Source organism: Nonomuraea sp. NPDC049750, from assembly GCF_040659625.1.
Lineage (GTDB): Bacteria > Actinomycetota > Actinomycetes > Streptosporangiales > Streptosporangiaceae > Nonomuraea.
This window is the reverse complement of sequence record NZ_JBFANB010000031.1, coordinates 20,936-34,901: the sequence shown is the minus strand read 5'-3', so window position 1 is coordinate 34,901 and position 13,966 is coordinate 20,936. Positions and strand designations below refer to the sequence as shown.

Genomic DNA, 13,966 nt, shown 5'->3' with positions numbered 1-13,966 from the left:
TCGATAGAAACCGGTCGCTGCGAACGCTACGACTGAGTGACGCCTGCCTACAAGGTCGCGTTACGAATACGTTACATATGGGTGTATGTCCTGCTGCGATGTCATCCGTTGACCGGAAGTGGCCGCGCCTCTAGCGTAGAAACCGATGTCTACCGAATGGAGGGCTTCCCCCGTGTCCCCACGCCCGAAGGCGCTGTTCGCCATGCGCGAGGAACACCTCGCACTGCTCTTCCCCGCGCCCTTGCTGCGGCGGCTGGACACGCTGGCCGACATCGACGTGACACTGGTCGCCGAGCGCTTCGACGATCCGCGGCTGGACCTGACCGACACCGAGATCCTCATCACCGGCTGGGGCTGTCCGCCTGTGGACGAGGCGGTGCTGGCCGCCGCCCCCCGCCTGCGGGCCGTGCTGCACGCCGCCGGCTCGGTGAAGGGCCTGGTCACCCCCGCTTGCTGGGAACGCGGCCTGCTGGTCTCCTCGGCGGCCGCGGCCAACGCCGTCCCGGTGGCGGAGTACACCGTCGGCACCATCCTGCTGGCCGGCAAGGGGGTCTTCGCTCTGGGCGAGCGCTACCGGCGCGAACGCGGCTTCACCCTGGCCAAGATCGAGCCCCTTATCGGCAACAACGGCCGCCGGGTCGGCATCGTGGGTGCCTCGCGAATCGGACGCCGGGTGATCGAGCTGCTGGCGCCGTACGATCTAGACATGTGCCTGTACGACCCGTACACGCGGGTTCCCGGAGTGCGGCGAGCCTCCCTTGAGGAGCTGCTGCGCAGCAGCGACATCGTCAGCCTGCACGCGCCCGCCATCCCGGAGACCCGGCACATGCTGGATCGCACCCGGCTGGCGCTGATGCCGGACGGCGCGGTGCTGATCAACACCGCCCGTGGCTCGCTGGTCGACACCGACGCGCTGGTCGCCGAGCTGAAGTCCGGGCGGCTGTCGGCGATCCTCGACGTCACCGAGCCCGAGCCACTCCCGTCGGGCTCGCCCCTGTACGACCTGCCCAACGCCTTTCTCACCCCACACATCGCCGGCTCGCACGGCAACGAGGTGGCCCGGATGGGGACCTTGGTCCTGGACGAGTTGGAACGCCTGACCGCTGGGCAGCCTCTGGCGCACCGGGTGACCGATGACGACCTGGACCGGGTGGCTTGATGAACGACGATCGTGCCACCGTCCGCGATGTGGCCGCCCGGGCCGGAGTCTCCCCCTCCACGGTGTCCCGGGTGATCAAGGGGGACTACCCGGTCGCCCAGTCCACCAAGACACGGGTGCTGCGGGCCATGCGAGAGCTGGACTACGTGCTCAACGTGCACGCCCGCGCCCTGTCCGGCGCCAGCACCAAGATGGTGGCGTTCGTGCTGGACGACGTCACCGGCCCGTCCTTCGCCTACGTCGCCAAGGGCGTGGAGCAGCAGGCCACCGCCGAAGGACGCCTGTGCATGGTGTGCGCCACGAACGGCGACCCCGCCCGGGAGCTGGCCGTGGTCGAGGCCATGCGCGAGCAGCGCGCCGACGCGGTCATCCTGGTCGGCGGCGGCGCGCTGGACGACGCCTACCGCGAACGCATGTCCCACTTCGCCCACGCCTTGGACAAGGCCGGCTCCCGGCTCGTGCTGTGCGGCCGTCCGCCGCTGGGCGATGACGTGCCCACCACCGTGGTCGAGTACGACAACGAGGGCGGCGCCTACGCCATGACCAGCCACCTGCTCTCCCAGGGACACCGGCACATCGCCCTGATCGGCGCCGACCACCCCGGCCAGGCGAGCACGACCAAGCTCGACCGGGTGCGCGGGTTCGTCCGGGCCCACGAGTCGTTCGGGGTGCCGTACGACCCGGACCTGATCGTCCCGGCGGGCTTCGACCGTGCCGACGGACAGACCGCCGCCCGCCGGCTGATCGCCCTCGGCGCCCGGTTCACCGCCGTCTTCGCCGCCACCGACATGGTCGCCATCGGCGTGCTCGCCGCACTGCGCGAGGCCGGACTACGCGTGCCCGAAGACGTGTCGCTGGCCGGCTACGACGACATCCCGTTCGCCGCCGATCTCTCCCCCGGCCTCACCACCGTACGCATCCCCACCGAAGAGCTGGGCAGGACCGCGGTCAGGCTCGCGCTCGACCGCCGGCAACCCCAGCACGTCGTCCTGGGCACTCACATCGTGGTCCGAGGCTCGGTCGGCCCCGCCACCCCACGCTGACCGTACAAGACCCGTCGTCAGGACGGCGGGTCCTCGGAGGCGGGCATCGTGAAGAATCTCAGGAACACCGGCCGCGCTCCCGGTGACGCGTCCTCCTGCGCGCGGCCGAATCTGGACAGCAGTTCCATGTACGCCTCGAAGAACTCGTCGAGTTCTTCCCGGGTCAGGTGAGTGAGCCCGCGGGACGCCTTCGCCCACTCGCCGTATCGCCGATGGTCTCGGAAGAAGCGCCGGGCGAGTTCCAGCTCCTGCTCGACCTTGAACTCGGTGATCTCGTCTAGGAGCTTCTGCGACTCCTCGTCCATCTCACCCGGCGGGGGCCACCTCAGATCGGCGCTGATCTGGCGCCACCAGCGCTCCTTTCCGGTCGACCGCTCGGGGATCTCCTCGATGAACCCGTTGCGCTCAAGCTGGCGCAGGTGATAGCTGAGCGTCCCGGTGTTCTCGCCGAGCGCCCGGCCGAGCGTGGTGGATGTGGCCGGGCCGTTGATGCCGAGATGCCGCAAGATCCGCTGTCGTAGCGGATGGCCGAGCGCCTTGTGCGCACCTGGATCACTGAGCTGCCGGATCGACGGTCTGTTCGCCACGCTGTGAGCCTACCGCGCCCTGCCTTCACATTGCAGAATTTTCGCTGCAGCATTTCTTCTGCAATACTTCGTCGCCGTGACCCCCGATGCCGCGACAAGGGGACGCACAGGACACGAGCCCGAGGAGTGACCGAGGATGACATCAGACGAGCACGTATCGAGACGGCGCTCACTCGCCGCCGGGCTTCTGGCCCTGGGTGTGCTCCTGCTGATCGCCGTCGGCGCGATCAGGGACACCACCCCCGTCGCGGTGAGCCCGGCCACCGCCCCCGACCGGGAATTCAGCGCGCAGCGGGCCTTTACCCAGGTCGAGCGCTTCGCCGTCAAACCCCACCCCGTCGGCACGGCCGAGCACACCCGGGTCCGCGAATACCTGGTCGGCGAGTTGCGGCGGCTGGGCCTGCGGCCCGAGGTGCAGGAGGCGGTGGGCGTCTCACCCATCGACGAGCGGGGCGACCCCATCACCGCCGGGCGCGTCTTCAACATCGTCACCGTGATACCCGGGACCGCTCCCACGGGCCGGGTCTTCGTCACCGCTCACTACGACTCGGTCCCCGAGGGACCGGGTGCCAACGACGACGGGGCCGGTACGGCGAGCGCGATCGAGACGGCCAGAGCGCTGGTCGCGGACGGTGAACGGCTGCGCAACGACATCGTGTTCCTCATCACCGACGCCGAGGAGGCCGGGCTCCTGGGTTCGGAGGCGTTCGTCAAAGACCACCCGCTCGCACGGGGGCGGAGCGTGGTGCTCAACAACGAGGCGCGCGGGGCCAAGGGGCCGGTGCTGATGTTCCGGAGCACGGAGTCGAACTCCGGCCTGATCTCCATGTTCGGATCGGCGGCGCCGATGCCCGTGGCCGACTCCGTGTACGCCGAGCTCATGAAACTGCTCAACAACGACACCGACTTCACCGCCTTCAAACCCGGCGGGATGGCCGTGCTGGACTCCGCCTACGCCAACGCCGGCACCCTGTACCACAGCGTTCTCGACGACCCCGCGCACGTCGATCTGGCGGCACTGCAACAGATGGGAGACAACACGCTGGCGCTCGTGCGCGCGTTCGGCGGCACCGACCTGGCGCGGCTGACCACCGGGAACGACCTGGTCTACTTCAACCTCCCGCCCGGCCTGCTGGTTCGCTATCCGACCTGGGCGGCCACCCTGCTGGGCGCCGTCGCCCCGCTGGCGGCACTGGCGCTGATCCTCCTGGCCCGCCGCCGGGGCGTGGTCACCCTGCGGCGTACGCTCCTCGGCACCGCGCTCGCCCTGATCCCGATCGGACTCGGGGTGGCTGTCGGGATCTACTTCTGGGACCTGCTCAAGGCGATCCGGCCCGAACTCAGCGGAACCGCCACCACGACGCCGTACCGGCCGGAGCTGCTCTGGCTCGCCGTGCTGACGCTCGCGGGCACGATCCTCATCGCCTGGTACACGCTGCTGCGCCGTCGCGTCGGCCCCGCCGAAGTGGCGCTGGGCATGCTGACCTGCGTGGCCCTGATCGGTCTCGGGCTCGGCATCGTGTCGCCCGGAGCGTCGCACCTCGCCGCCTGGCCCGCCTTGGGTGCGGCGCTGGGCGGGCTGGCCGCACTCCGCTGCCCGCCGCGGTGGCGCGTCCTCGTTCTCGCCGCCGCTCTCGTACCGGGCGCCCTGATCCTGCTGCCCAGCGCGTGGAACAGCCTGCCGACGGGCCTGCAGTACGCGGGCTACGCCCCCATGCCGCTGATGATCCTGTTCGGCGGCCTCCTGCTGCCGCTGATCGAGGTGGTCTGGCCGCGCAGGCGTACCCCGCTGATCCCGCTGACCGCGCTGGTCGTCTCCATCGCCCTGGTGGCGGCGGGCCTGCTGGTCGAGCCGATCGACAAGGAGCACCCGCGGCGAACCAGCCTGGCGTACGGCCTCGACGCGGACACCGGCAAGGCCGTGTGGCTGACCTCGAAGGCGCCCGACCAATGGGCCCGCCGCTATGGCGGCGCCGACGCGACCGGCCGGCCGCTCGCGGAGCTGTGGGGCGGCGGGTCCAAGCTCCTCAGCCAGGCGAAGACCGCCGCGCTACCGGCGCCCTCGCTGCGGGTGCTCGCGGACACGACCCGGCAGGGCGTGCGAACCCTGCGCGTCCGGATCCGCTCCGAGCGCGGAGCGGACATGATCGGCCTGCGGGTGTACGGGGACACCGCGACGCTGACCGTCGAGGACCGCTCCATAACGCCCGATCCGGCGGGCTTCGTCTTCCACGCCCCGGGACCGGCGGGAGTCGAGGCGTCGCTCACCATAAAGGCTCCCGGCGACAAAGTCCGGCTGCGGGTCACCGATACGAGCCGGAATCCCAGTGAGATGTCCGCGCTTCCCGGCTTCATCGCCCCACCGGACTGGCTGTTCCTCGGCGACACCAGGATCTCCGTCACCAAGGCCTACCCCATGTGACGACCCGACCTGGCGATGGCGGCGTCGGTGACCGGGGTGAAGAAGTTGACGAGGTTGCCGTCGGGGTCGCGGAACAGCAGCGACCGGTTGCCCCAGGGCATCGTGGTGGGCTCGGCGACGACGTCGGTGACGAATCCGGTCAGGTTCTGGTACACGCGGTCCACGTCGTCAACGAGGAACTCGGTGATCACGCTGTGGTTGTCGGCCGGGCGGGCGGACCCGGGAGCGAACAGCGGCACCGTGCGGGTGCCGGCGATCGCCAGCGTGGCGCTGGAGGTCTTCAGCTCGGCGAAGTCCTCGGTGGACCAGACCGCCTCCACCCCGGTGACCTTCTCGTAGAACTCGACGAGGCGGGCGACATCGCCGGTGATGATGCGGATTGAAACGAAGTTCATGGCGTTCCTCCTGAATGGTTGTGTTTCGTACGTTAGCCGCAATACTGGACAGAATCGGTCCACTATTGGCCGTAAGCTCGCAGACATGTCCCGTCCTACCGGCCGCGTACTCACCCTCCTGGAACTGCTGCAGTCGGGCGGCACCCGGACGATGGCCGAACTCGCCGACCGGCTCGGCGTCGACGGCCGCACCGTGCGGCGGTACGTCGACCAGCTCATCGACCTCGACATACCCATCGAGGCGGTGCGTGGCCGTTACGGCGGGTACCGTCTCGGCCGCGGCTACCGTCTGCCGCCGCTCATGCTCGACGACGACGAGGCGCTGGCCGTGCTGCTCGGCCTGATCGCCGGTCGGCGTACGGGGTTGGCGACGGCCGACGACACCGCGAGCGAGACGGCGGCGGCCAAGATCCGGCGGGTGCTTCCCGAACGTCTCACCCGCGGGCTCGACACGGTCCTGGAATCCCTCGCCTTCACCAAGCCGGCCGGCGAGCCGGTCACGCCGGACGCCGGGACCCTGCTCACCATCGCCGACGCGGTACGCCACCACCGTCCTGTCTCGCTCAGGTACACCGATCGGGACGGCCGGCGCAGCGACCGCACGCTGCACCCGTACGGAATCGTCAACCACTCGGGCCGCTGGTACGTCACGGGCGCGGACCCCTCGATCGGCGAGAACCGGACCTTCCGCCTCGACCGCGTCACAGACGCCAGAACCCTGCCCGGCTCCTTCGAGGTACCCGCCGGACCGGACCCGGCGCAGCGTGTCCTGTCCGGGTTCGCCACGGCCTCGTACCGATACGAGGTGACCTTGCGGATACACGGGACGGTCGAGCAGATCCGCGCCCGCCTTCCCGCGAGCCTGGCGGAGATCTCCCCCACCGCGGACCAGGATCCGGCGGCCGAGCAGTGGCAACGCGTCGAGCTACGGGCCGAACGGCTCGACTGGCTGCCCGCGCTGCTCGCCACGCTCGACCGGCCGTTCGTCATCGAGCGTCCCGACGAACTACGCGACCTCGTCGTCGCGCTCGCCGACCGGCTAGCCTCCCACGCCCGCCGAACCTGACAGCCCTCCAGGTGCCGATCGGTTCAGCTGGTCACCCCAGGGTGCAGGGCCGCGAACCAGCGGCCCTGCTCCTGCCAGCTCTCGGCGAGGTCGAAGCCGCTGGATTCGGCGAGCCGGCCGATGTCGTCGGCCGACACCACGGCCCAGGCGAACCAGTCGCCCGCGATGTCGGCACGGCGCAGCCGGACCCGGTCGACCCTGCTGGTCACGCCCGGGGGTTCGACCTCGGCGACGACCTCGCCGCCTGGCCGTACCAGCTCGCGGACCCGGCGCAGCAGGACACGTGGATGTCCGCCGATGCCGATGTTGCCGTCGGCGAGCAACGCGGTCTGCCAGCTTCCCGTCCGGGGGATCACGTCGAAGACGCTCCGGAGCAGCGCGTACCCGCCCGCTCGCCGGGTCAGGTGCACGGCGCGCGGCGCGATGTCGATGCCGAGAGCGTGCACGCCCCGATGGTTCAACGCGACGGTCAGCCGGCCGGGACCCGATCCGATGTCGAGCGTGGGGCCCGCGCACCGGCTCAGCATCGCCTCGTCACCGTCGATCGGCTCGAACCAGCTGGCCACGTTCAGCGGCCGACGGGTCCCGTCGGCGTGCTCGATCTCGACGGTGGCGCCGGACAATGCCTCCGCGTAGATCTCGCCTATCATCGGCGCGCACCCGCCTCGGTCGGCAGCGTCACGCTGGCCGGCGGTGTCAGCTGGGCCGATGGCGCCACCCCAGCCAGCGGTGTCACCTGCGCCGAAGGCGGCGCCACCTCGGCCAGTGTCGCCGCGAAGCGGGAGCCGGGAGCTTCGGCGGCGACGTGGAAAGCGTCGGCCGCGGTGTCGATGTCGGTCAGCTCGGGCAGGTGCCGAACGCTCAGGCCGGCTTCCGCGAGCCGCTCGAGCTGGGCGCGGCCGGTGTACGCCTGGGACATGGGCACCCCGAGGAGCAGGCGCGGATCGGGCCGCCGCAGGCCGAGCAGCCAGAAGCCGCCGTCGGCCGCCGGGCCGTAGACCGCGTCGTGCTCGACCAGGGCGCTGGTGGCAGCGTCCAGCAGGGCGGGGCTGACCTGCGGGGTGTCCATGCCGATGAGCACGACCGGCTCGGGACGCAGCCGGTAGGCATCGGCGAAGGCGGCGGCCAGGCGCTCGTCCAGGCCGTTCCCGCGCTGCGGGATGACCACGAAGCCGTCGGGCAGCCAGCTGCCGGGCAGTCCGTCCAGGGCCAGGACGCGTTGGGTGGCGGGCGCCCGTGCCACGGTGGTCAGGCTGTCTTCCAGTGATGCCTCGGCCAGGCGGGCCGCCTGGCTCGGCGTGAACGGTGGCGTCAGGCGGGTCTTGACGCGGCCCGCGACAGGTTCCTTGGCGATGACCACGAGCTGCGCCGCCCCTGGAGTGATCTTCATGGTCCGACAGTAGGGCCGGTGACCTGGGGCGACTCTTACGGGATTGTTACGGGTGGCCGTCTCTTACGCAGTCTCTTACGGGGTTGTTACGGGCGGCCGTGGCGGCGGTCGCAAGCGGCCAGAGGGTGACACGCTCGGTTCGTGAGCAGATACACGGTGTTCGCCGGCGCGACGCTTGTCGCCCTGGTGCTCGTCCTGATCAGGATGGCGTTGGGCGGGCCCGGCCTGCTCAACTGGTACCTGCTGGCATGGGGGCTGTTCGCGGCCGCCTTCTGGGGGGCGCGCAAGGTGCCGAAGCGGGAGCTGACCCTGCTGGTCGTGGCGGGCGGAATGGTGGTGACCGCCACCGGCCTGGTCGCGCCGCCGAGCACGAGCACCGACTCCTTCCGGTACGCGTGGGACGGCCGGGTGCAGGCGGCCGGGCACTCGCCGTACGACTACGCGCCCGCCGATCCGGCGCTCGGCCCGCTGCGCGATGACTGGCTCTTCCCCGATGACTGCGCCGCGCCCGGCCTCGCCCACCTGGCGGAGGGAGTCTGCACGCGCATCAACAGGCCGCTCGTGCACACCATCTATCCGCCGCTGGCCGAGGGCTATTTCCGGCTGGTGCACTGGTTGTCGCCCGATGGGGCGCGGCACAAGCCGTACCAGGTGGGTGGCGCGCTGATGGCGATCGCGGTGCTGCTGGCACTGCTGCGATGGATCGGCGTCAGACAGGCCGCGTGCTGGGCGTGGTGCCCGGCCGTGCCCGCTGAGGCGGTCAACAACGCCCACGTCGACATGCTGGGCGTCCTGCTGGTGGTGCTCGCCTTCTGCGTGGTCCGGGGCAGAGGAGCGCTGCTCGGCGCCGGGATCGCGGCCAAGCTGCTGCCGGCCGTCACGCTTCCCGGCGCGCTGTCCGGGGTGTTGCGCGACGGGGTCGCCTGGCGGCGTGTCCTGGCCGTCGTGCTGCCCGCCGGGGCCGTCGTCGTGCTGAGCTATCTGCCGTACGTGCTCGCCTCGCGGGCTTCCGTGCTGGGCTACCTGTTCGGCTACCTCCAGGAGGAGGGCTACGAGGCGCCGTCGGCGAGACAGCGATACGGGGTGTTGCGGCTGGTCATGCCGGATTCCTGGACGCCGTTCGCCGCCATCGCCGTCCTGGGTCTGGTGATCTGGCTCGTGCTACGCCACGGTGACCCGGACCGCCCATGGGCGGGGGCGCTGCTGGTCAGCGGATCGCTCCTGCTCCTGCTCACCCCGGCCTACTCCTGGTACGCGCTCCTGGTCGTCGCGCTGGCCGCCATGGACGGGCGATGGGAGTGGCTGGGCGTGGCGCTGGCCGGCGCGGTCGCCTACCTGTTCGGGCCGTCCACCCTGGCCTATGCGCTGGCCACGGTGGGGGTCGTCGCGGGCTGGGCCGTACGACAGAGGCGTGCGGCCGGCACCCTCGAGGAGGCAGGAGCACGATGATGTTCATCCAGACGCTCTCGGCCAGGTTCACCAGCCGCCTGAGGTCGGAGCAGGTGTCGGCCAGGCTGGGCATGTGGCTGGGGATCAGCTTCACGCTCGCCTTCGCGACGGGGCTGTTCAGCCACTTCACCCAGCATCCGCCCCCCTGGCTGCTGTGGCCGTCGCGGCCGGTCAACCTGTACCGCGTCACGCAGGGCCTGCACGTCATCGGCGGCATCGCCACGGTGCCGCTGCTCCTGGCGAAACTGTGGGCCGTCTACCCGAAGTTGTGGCAGTGGCCGCCGCTGCGCTCGGTGGGCCACGCGGCCGAGCGGCTGTTCGTCCTGCTCCTCGTGGCGGGGGCGCTGTTCCAGCTCGTCACCGGGCTGATGAACATCGCCTACGACTACGCCTGGCCGTTCGGATTCATCCAGGCGCACTACTGGACGGGTTTCATCGTCTACGGCGCGCTCGTCGTCCACGTCGTCAACGAGTGGGCCAAGCTCCGGCGACACCTGTGGACCAGGGTTCAGGACCCTGACCGCCGTCGCTTCCTGTACACGATCGCCGCCGCCTGCGGCGTGGCCGCTCTGGTCACCGCGGGCGAGACCGTCGCCCCGCTGGGGCGGCTGGCCGTACTGGCGCCGCGCAACCCGCGCATCGGCTCCCAGGGTGTGCCCGTGAACAGGTCCGCGCTCGCCGCCGGCATCACCGGGGCGATCGGCGACCCGGGCTACCGGCTGGTCGTGATGGGCGCCGTCCGCACGCCGCTCTCCCTCACCTACGCCGATCTGGTACGACTGCCGCAGCACACGGTCAGCCTGCCCATCTCGTGCGTGGAGGGCTGGAGCGTGGAGTGCGAATGGACCGGAATCCGGCTGCGCGACCTGATCGCCCAGGCAGGCGGCTCCCCCGAGGCGTACCTGACGGTCGAGTCGCTCGAACAGAACGGCTACTACCGCAGCAGCGAGATCCGGCCACCGCACTGGAACGATCCGCTGACCCTGCTCGCACTGAAGATCAACGGCCAGTCCCTGGACGCCGACCATGGCTACCCGGTCCGGCTGATCGCGCCGAACCGGCCCGGGGTCATGCAGACCAAATGGGTCACGAGGGTGAGGGTGTCATGAGATGGCTCGGATACGTATTCGGCGGCGCCCTGGTGGCGCTCGGCTTCGCCGGGCTGCTCATGGACAGCGACCCGCCCGGCTGGGCGTTGTGGTTCGGCGGCGTCCTGATCGCGCACGACGCCGTGCTGGCGCCCGCGGTGCTGCTCGCCGGCGTACTCGTGGCCAGGGCGGGCGCGGCGCTGAGGGCATGGCTGATCGTGGCGGGGATGGCGACGCTCGCGACGCTGCCGACGGTCTTGGCGCTGGGCAGGCGGGCGGACAACCCGTCGATCCTGCCGCACGACTACGCGCTCAACCTGCTGATCGTCCTGGCCGGGACCGGGCTCGTCGCCGCCGTCATCCGTCTCGCAGGACGGCTCGCATATCGGAGATCGCCCGAACGGTCCCGCGAACGGTCCCAGTGACCTTCGACCGCCCGCGACGGGCCAGGTAGCCGATGTCGACCTCGGCGATCCGCCACCCGGCGCCCGCCGCCCGCAGCACCATCTCCAGCGGGTAGCCGAACCGCCGGTCCCGCAGCCCGAGCGCGAGGAGTTCGGCCCGGCGGCAGGCCCGCATCGGCCCCAGGTCGTGCAGGGCCGCACCGGTACGGCGGCGCAGCTTCGCGGCCAGCACCGCGTTGCCCAGCCTGGCGTGCAAGGGCCACGACGCGCCAGGCCGGCGCACCCTCCTGCCGAGCACCAGATCGCTCTGCCCGCCCAGGACCGGGGCGACGACCTCGGGCAGCTGCCGCGGATCGAGAGAAGCGTCGGCGTCCATGAAGCAGACCAGCTCGGACGTGGCGGCCAGCAGCCCCGCGTGGCAGGCCGCCCCGAACCCGCGCCGCGGCTCGCTCACCACCAGCGCGCCCAGCTCCGCGGCGATCTTCGCCGAGGAGTCGGTGGAGCCGTTGTCGGCCACGATCGGGCGGTAGCCCGGCGGCATCCGTTCGAGCACCCAGGCGAGGGCGGCTTCCTCGTTCAGGCAGGGCAGCACTACATCGATGGTCGTTGTCATGGCGTCCCCAGAGCGGGTCATGGCGTCCCCAGAGCGGCGGTGGCGAACTCCTTCATGCCGGTCTCGAAGCCGATCTCGGCCTCGAACCCGAGCTCGGCGCGGGCCCGGCCGGGCGCGGCGACGATGTGCCGTACGTCGCCCAGCCGGTACTCGCCGGTGACGACGGGCTCGGGCCCACCGCGCTCCGCCGCCAGGGCGGCGGCCATCTGCCCGACGGAGTGCGGGACGCCGCTGGCGATGTTGTACGCGACCAGGCCACCCGCGACCGGCTCGGCCTCGGCGGCCGCCAGGTTCGCCCGCGCCACGTCGCGCACGTGCACGAAGTCGCGCATCTGACAGCCGTCCTCGAACACCCGGGGCGCCCGTCCGGCTTCCAGCGCCGACCTGAAGATGGCGGCGACACCCGCGTAGGGCGTGTCGCGCGGCATCCGCGGCCCGTACACGTTGTGGTATCTCAGCGCCACCGCGCTCCCGCCGGTCTCCCTCGCCCAGTTCGCGGCCAGGTGTTCCTGGGCCAGCTTGGTCGTGGCGTAGGCGTTGCGCGGGTCCATCGGCGCGTCCTCCCCGATCACGGCCGAGCGCACCGCCTCGCCGCAGACAGGGCAGGACGGGTCGAACCGCCCCCGCTCCAGGTCGGCCGCCGAGCGCGGGCCAGGCCTGACCCGGCCGTGTTCGGCGCAGTCGTAGGCGCCTTCGCCGTAGACCACCATCGAGGAGGCCATCACCAGCCGCCCGACGTGATGTGTGGCCATCGCGGCCAGCAGCACGGCGGTGCCGTACACGTTGACCGAGGCGTAGTCCGGCAGGTCGGCCACGTTCACGCCGAGCCCGACCTTCGCCGCCTGATGCACCACCAGATCCACCTCGGGCAGCAGTCGGTCCAGGGTGTCCCGGTCGCGAAGATCGGCCCCGTCGCGCAGATCGAGTCCCGACACCTCATGCCCCGCGGCCTCGAACGACTCGACGACATGACTTCCAATGAAACCGGCCGAACCGGTGACCATCACCTTCACCTCACCGACAGTAATGATCGGACCCGGCCGGCCGAAGGAGGCGAGGGCTGACGTTCGCAACCTGTAAGAACCTTGAGGAGAAAGCCGATCGTGGCGTTACCGAGGAGAAGGAGCGCACGGACGGGCGTCGGCGATGAAACCCAGGTTCCTTGGGATGTGGAAAATTACCTGGTCATCCCCACCGGGACTCCGGCAAGCTCCACGCGGGCTCCACGCGGGCACCGCCATCCGCGTCTCCCGCTTTCGCCATGCGTTGCGCTGACCTGACAACACGTGCTGGAGTCGGGATCGGGACGCAAGATGTGCTTTCCACATTCGTGCCGCAGGAAGGTTCACCATGACGACCTCGGAGATCGAGCACCGCGAGAGTTCGGCGGACCTCATCTCGGTGCTGGACGCGCGCACGCCCAAGACCGGCGGCAACGACGGCGGCTGGCCCGGTCTGACTCTTTACCGCTTCACCGAGCCGGTGGCTCCCGCCTGGGAGGAGATCCAGTCACTGTCGCTCGGGATCGTTTCGCAGGGCAGCAAGGCGGTGATCGTGGATGGCAGTCGCTACGTCTATGACCCGCTCCATTACCTTGTGCTCGGCGGCAACCTGCACTTCCAGGCCGAGATCCTGCAGGCCAGCCCCCGCGAGCCGTTCCTGTCCTTCGTGCTGGAGATCGACCCGGCGCTGGTGCGAAAGGTCTCCACCGGCATGCTCGGCCGACGTTCCAGCGCGTTCGGCGCGGCTTCGGAACAGGGCGAGGCCGACCGGTGCGTCGTCTCCCCCCTCGATCCGGAGCTCATGGCGGCGGTCCTGCGGTTTCTGCGCTCGCTCGACAGCGGCGCCGATCGACGGGTGCTGGCGCCGATGTGCGTGGAGGAGATGGTCTATCGCGTGTTACGCCGCGAGCAGTTCTCCCGGATGCTGCACCTCGCGGCCAGGCAAGCCTCGCGCACCCCGATCTCCGCCGCGCTCACGTTCGCCCGAGCGCACTACGCGGAGCCGTTGACGGTCAATGACCTGGCCAAGCAGGTGGCCTTGAGCCCGTCCGCGTTCTCGGCCTTGTTCCGCGAGGCCACCGGCCGCACGCCGTATCGGTTTCTCAAGGACTATCGGCTCGACCGGGCGCGCGAGCTGCTTGTCGACCGCCGGATGACGGTCTCCGAAGTGTCCCGCCACGTGGGCTACGCGAGCGTTTCGCACTTCATCAAGGAATTCCGCAACCGCTTCGGCGATACACCGGCGGCCTACGTCGACGCGCACAACCTGGAGGCAGAGCTGCGCAGGATGCGCTCAGACGTTGAGTAGCGCCGGATCCCCGCCCGCGGCGGCGCGGACCGGCCGCACT

General features: G+C 70.6%; 14 protein-coding genes. 8 read left to right on the top strand and 6 right to left on the bottom strand.

What is annotated here, in order from left to right; all coding sequences use genetic code 11:
* Nucleotides 1-172 precede the first annotated feature (172 nt).
* Both AB0J16_RS47335 and AB0J16_RS47330 read left to right on the top strand, forming a co-directional pair.
* Nucleotides 173-1,159 carry a hydroxyacid dehydrogenase gene (locus AB0J16_RS47335; RefSeq protein WP_358552511.1) on the top strand — a complete coding sequence of 329 codons (987 nt, stop codon included), beginning with the start codon at nt 173-175 and terminating at the stop codon, nt 1,157-1,159.
* Nucleotides 1,159-2,202 (top strand): LacI family DNA-binding transcriptional regulator, encoded by a 1,044-nt coding sequence (locus AB0J16_RS47330; RefSeq protein ID WP_358552509.1) that lies wholly within the window; start codon nt 1,159-1,161, stop codon nt 2,200-2,202. Before AB0J16_RS47335 ends, AB0J16_RS47330 begins: the two co-directional genes overlap by 1 nt.
* A 17-nt stretch (nt 2,203-2,219) precedes the next feature.
* Here AB0J16_RS47330 and AB0J16_RS47325 read toward each other — a convergent pair whose 3' ends face one another.
* Nucleotides 2,220-2,789: a helix-turn-helix domain-containing protein gene (locus tag AB0J16_RS47325; RefSeq protein WP_358552507.1), complete on the bottom strand. Its 570-nt coding sequence runs from the start codon at nt 2,787-2,789 to the stop codon at nt 2,220-2,222.
* Nucleotides 2,790-2,925: 136 nt separating this feature from the next.
* On the opposite strand from AB0J16_RS47325, the gene AB0J16_RS47320 reads away from it, so the two are divergent.
* Nucleotides 2,926-5,211, top strand: coding sequence for a M20/M25/M40 family metallo-hydrolase (locus tag AB0J16_RS47320; protein WP_358552505.1), 2,286 nt, complete (start codon nt 2,926-2,928; stop codon nt 5,209-5,211).
* Here the strand turns inward: AB0J16_RS47320 and AB0J16_RS47315 are convergent.
* Nucleotides 5,199-5,606: a VOC family protein gene (locus AB0J16_RS47315; protein WP_358552503.1), complete on the bottom strand. Its 408-nt coding sequence runs from the start codon at nt 5,604-5,606 to the stop codon at nt 5,199-5,201. The two genes, AB0J16_RS47320 and AB0J16_RS47315, sit on opposite strands and share 13 nt — an antisense overlap.
* Nucleotides 5,607-5,691: 85 nt before the next feature.
* Here AB0J16_RS47315 and AB0J16_RS47310 point away from each other — a divergent pair, with 85 nt between their 5' ends.
* A complete protein-coding gene (locus tag AB0J16_RS47310; RefSeq protein ID WP_358552501.1) occupies nt 5,692-6,672 on the top strand; it encodes a YafY family protein in 981 nt (326 codons plus the stop codon).
* A 23-nt stretch (nt 6,673-6,695) separates the two neighbouring features.
* Here AB0J16_RS47310 and AB0J16_RS47305 read toward each other — a convergent pair whose 3' ends face one another.
* Together AB0J16_RS47305 and AB0J16_RS47300 are read right to left on the bottom strand one after the other, a co-directional pair.
* Nucleotides 6,696-7,322 (bottom strand): methyltransferase domain-containing protein, encoded by a 627-nt coding sequence (locus AB0J16_RS47305; RefSeq protein ID WP_358552499.1) that lies wholly within the window; start codon nt 7,320-7,322, stop codon nt 6,696-6,698.
* On the bottom strand, nt 7,319-8,062 hold the full coding sequence (locus tag AB0J16_RS47300) for a TIGR04282 family arsenosugar biosynthesis glycosyltransferase (protein ID WP_358552497.1): 744 nt from the start codon (nt 8,060-8,062) through the stop codon (nt 7,319-7,321). Before AB0J16_RS47300 ends, AB0J16_RS47305 begins: the two co-directional genes overlap by 4 nt.
* Before the next feature lie 141 nt (nt 8,063-8,203).
* Here AB0J16_RS47300 and AB0J16_RS47295 point away from each other — a divergent pair, with 141 nt between their 5' ends.
* The 3 genes from AB0J16_RS47295 to AB0J16_RS47285 are packed head-to-tail and all read left to right on the top strand — an operon-like array spanning nt 8,204 to nt 11,024.
* Nucleotides 8,204-9,511, top strand: a complete 1,308-nt coding sequence (locus AB0J16_RS47295; protein WP_358552495.1) for a hypothetical protein — start codon at nt 8,204-8,206, stop codon at nt 9,509-9,511.
* Nucleotides 9,508-10,620, top strand: coding sequence for a molybdopterin-dependent oxidoreductase (locus tag AB0J16_RS47290; protein ID WP_358552493.1), 1,113 nt, complete (start codon nt 9,508-9,510; stop codon nt 10,618-10,620). Before AB0J16_RS47295 ends, AB0J16_RS47290 begins: the two co-directional genes overlap by 4 nt.
* Nucleotides 10,617-11,024 carry a hypothetical protein gene (locus AB0J16_RS47285; protein WP_358552491.1) on the top strand — a complete coding sequence of 136 codons (408 nt, stop codon included), beginning with the start codon at nt 10,617-10,619 and terminating at the stop codon, nt 11,022-11,024. The genes AB0J16_RS47290 and AB0J16_RS47285 overlap by 4 nt, the downstream gene beginning before the upstream one ends.
* On the opposite strand, the gene AB0J16_RS47280 is transcribed toward AB0J16_RS47285, so the two are convergent.
* Together AB0J16_RS47280 and AB0J16_RS47275 are read right to left on the bottom strand one after the other, a co-directional pair.
* The gene (locus AB0J16_RS47280; protein ID WP_358552489.1) at nt 10,957-11,616 is read right to left on the bottom strand and encodes a glycosyltransferase family 2 protein; all 660 of its coding nucleotides are present in this window, start codon (nt 11,614-11,616) and stop codon (nt 10,957-10,959) included. The two genes, AB0J16_RS47285 and AB0J16_RS47280, sit on opposite strands and share 68 nt — an antisense overlap.
* A 17-nt stretch (nt 11,617-11,633) precedes the next feature.
* Nucleotides 11,634-12,620: an NAD-dependent epimerase/dehydratase family protein gene (locus AB0J16_RS47275; RefSeq protein WP_358552668.1), complete on the bottom strand. Its 987-nt coding sequence runs from the start codon at nt 12,618-12,620 to the stop codon at nt 11,634-11,636.
* 346 nt (nt 12,621-12,966) lie between these two features.
* On the opposite strand from AB0J16_RS47275, the gene AB0J16_RS47270 reads away from it, so the two are divergent.
* Entirely contained in the window at nt 12,967-13,926 is a 960-nt protein-coding gene (locus AB0J16_RS47270; protein WP_358552487.1) for an AraC family transcriptional regulator, read from the top strand.
* The last annotated feature ends 40 nt before the right edge of the window (nt 13,927-13,966 follow it).

Excerpts from the sequence above, each read along its gene's own strand:
- AB0J16_RS47300 (WP_358552497.1), bottom strand. The coding sequence starts at position 8,062 with ATGAAGATCACTCCAGGGGCGGCGCAGCTCGTGGTCATCGCCAAGGAA.
- AB0J16_RS47285 (WP_358552491.1), top strand. The coding sequence starts at position 10,617 with ATGAGATGGCTCGGATACGTATTCGGCGGCGCCCTGGTGGCGCTCGGC.
- AB0J16_RS47280 (WP_358552489.1), bottom strand. The coding sequence starts at position 11,616 with ATGACAACGACCATCGATGTAGTGCTGCCCTGCCTGAACGAGGAAGCC.
- AB0J16_RS47330 (WP_358552509.1), top strand. The coding sequence starts at position 1,159 with ATGAACGACGATCGTGCCACCGTCCGCGATGTGGCCGCCCGGGCCGGA.
- AB0J16_RS47310 (WP_358552501.1), top strand. The coding sequence starts at position 5,692 with ATGTCCCGTCCTACCGGCCGCGTACTCACCCTCCTGGAACTGCTGCAG.
- AB0J16_RS47270 (WP_358552487.1), top strand. The coding sequence starts at position 12,967 with ATGACGACCTCGGAGATCGAGCACCGCGAGAGTTCGGCGGACCTCATC.
- AB0J16_RS47290 (WP_358552493.1), top strand. The coding sequence starts at position 9,508 with ATGATGTTCATCCAGACGCTCTCGGCCAGGTTCACCAGCCGCCTGAGG.
- AB0J16_RS47275 (WP_358552668.1), bottom strand. The coding sequence starts at position 12,620 with ATGGTCACCGGTTCGGCCGGTTTCATTGGAAGTCATGTCGTCGAGTCG.
- AB0J16_RS47320 (WP_358552505.1), top strand. The coding sequence starts at position 2,926 with ATGACATCAGACGAGCACGTATCGAGACGGCGCTCACTCGCCGCCGGG.
- AB0J16_RS47305 (WP_358552499.1), bottom strand. The coding sequence starts at position 7,322 with ATGATAGGCGAGATCTACGCGGAGGCATTGTCCGGCGCCACCGTCGAG.
- AB0J16_RS47315 (WP_358552503.1), bottom strand. The coding sequence starts at position 5,606 with ATGAACTTCGTTTCAATCCGCATCATCACCGGCGATGTCGCCCGCCTC.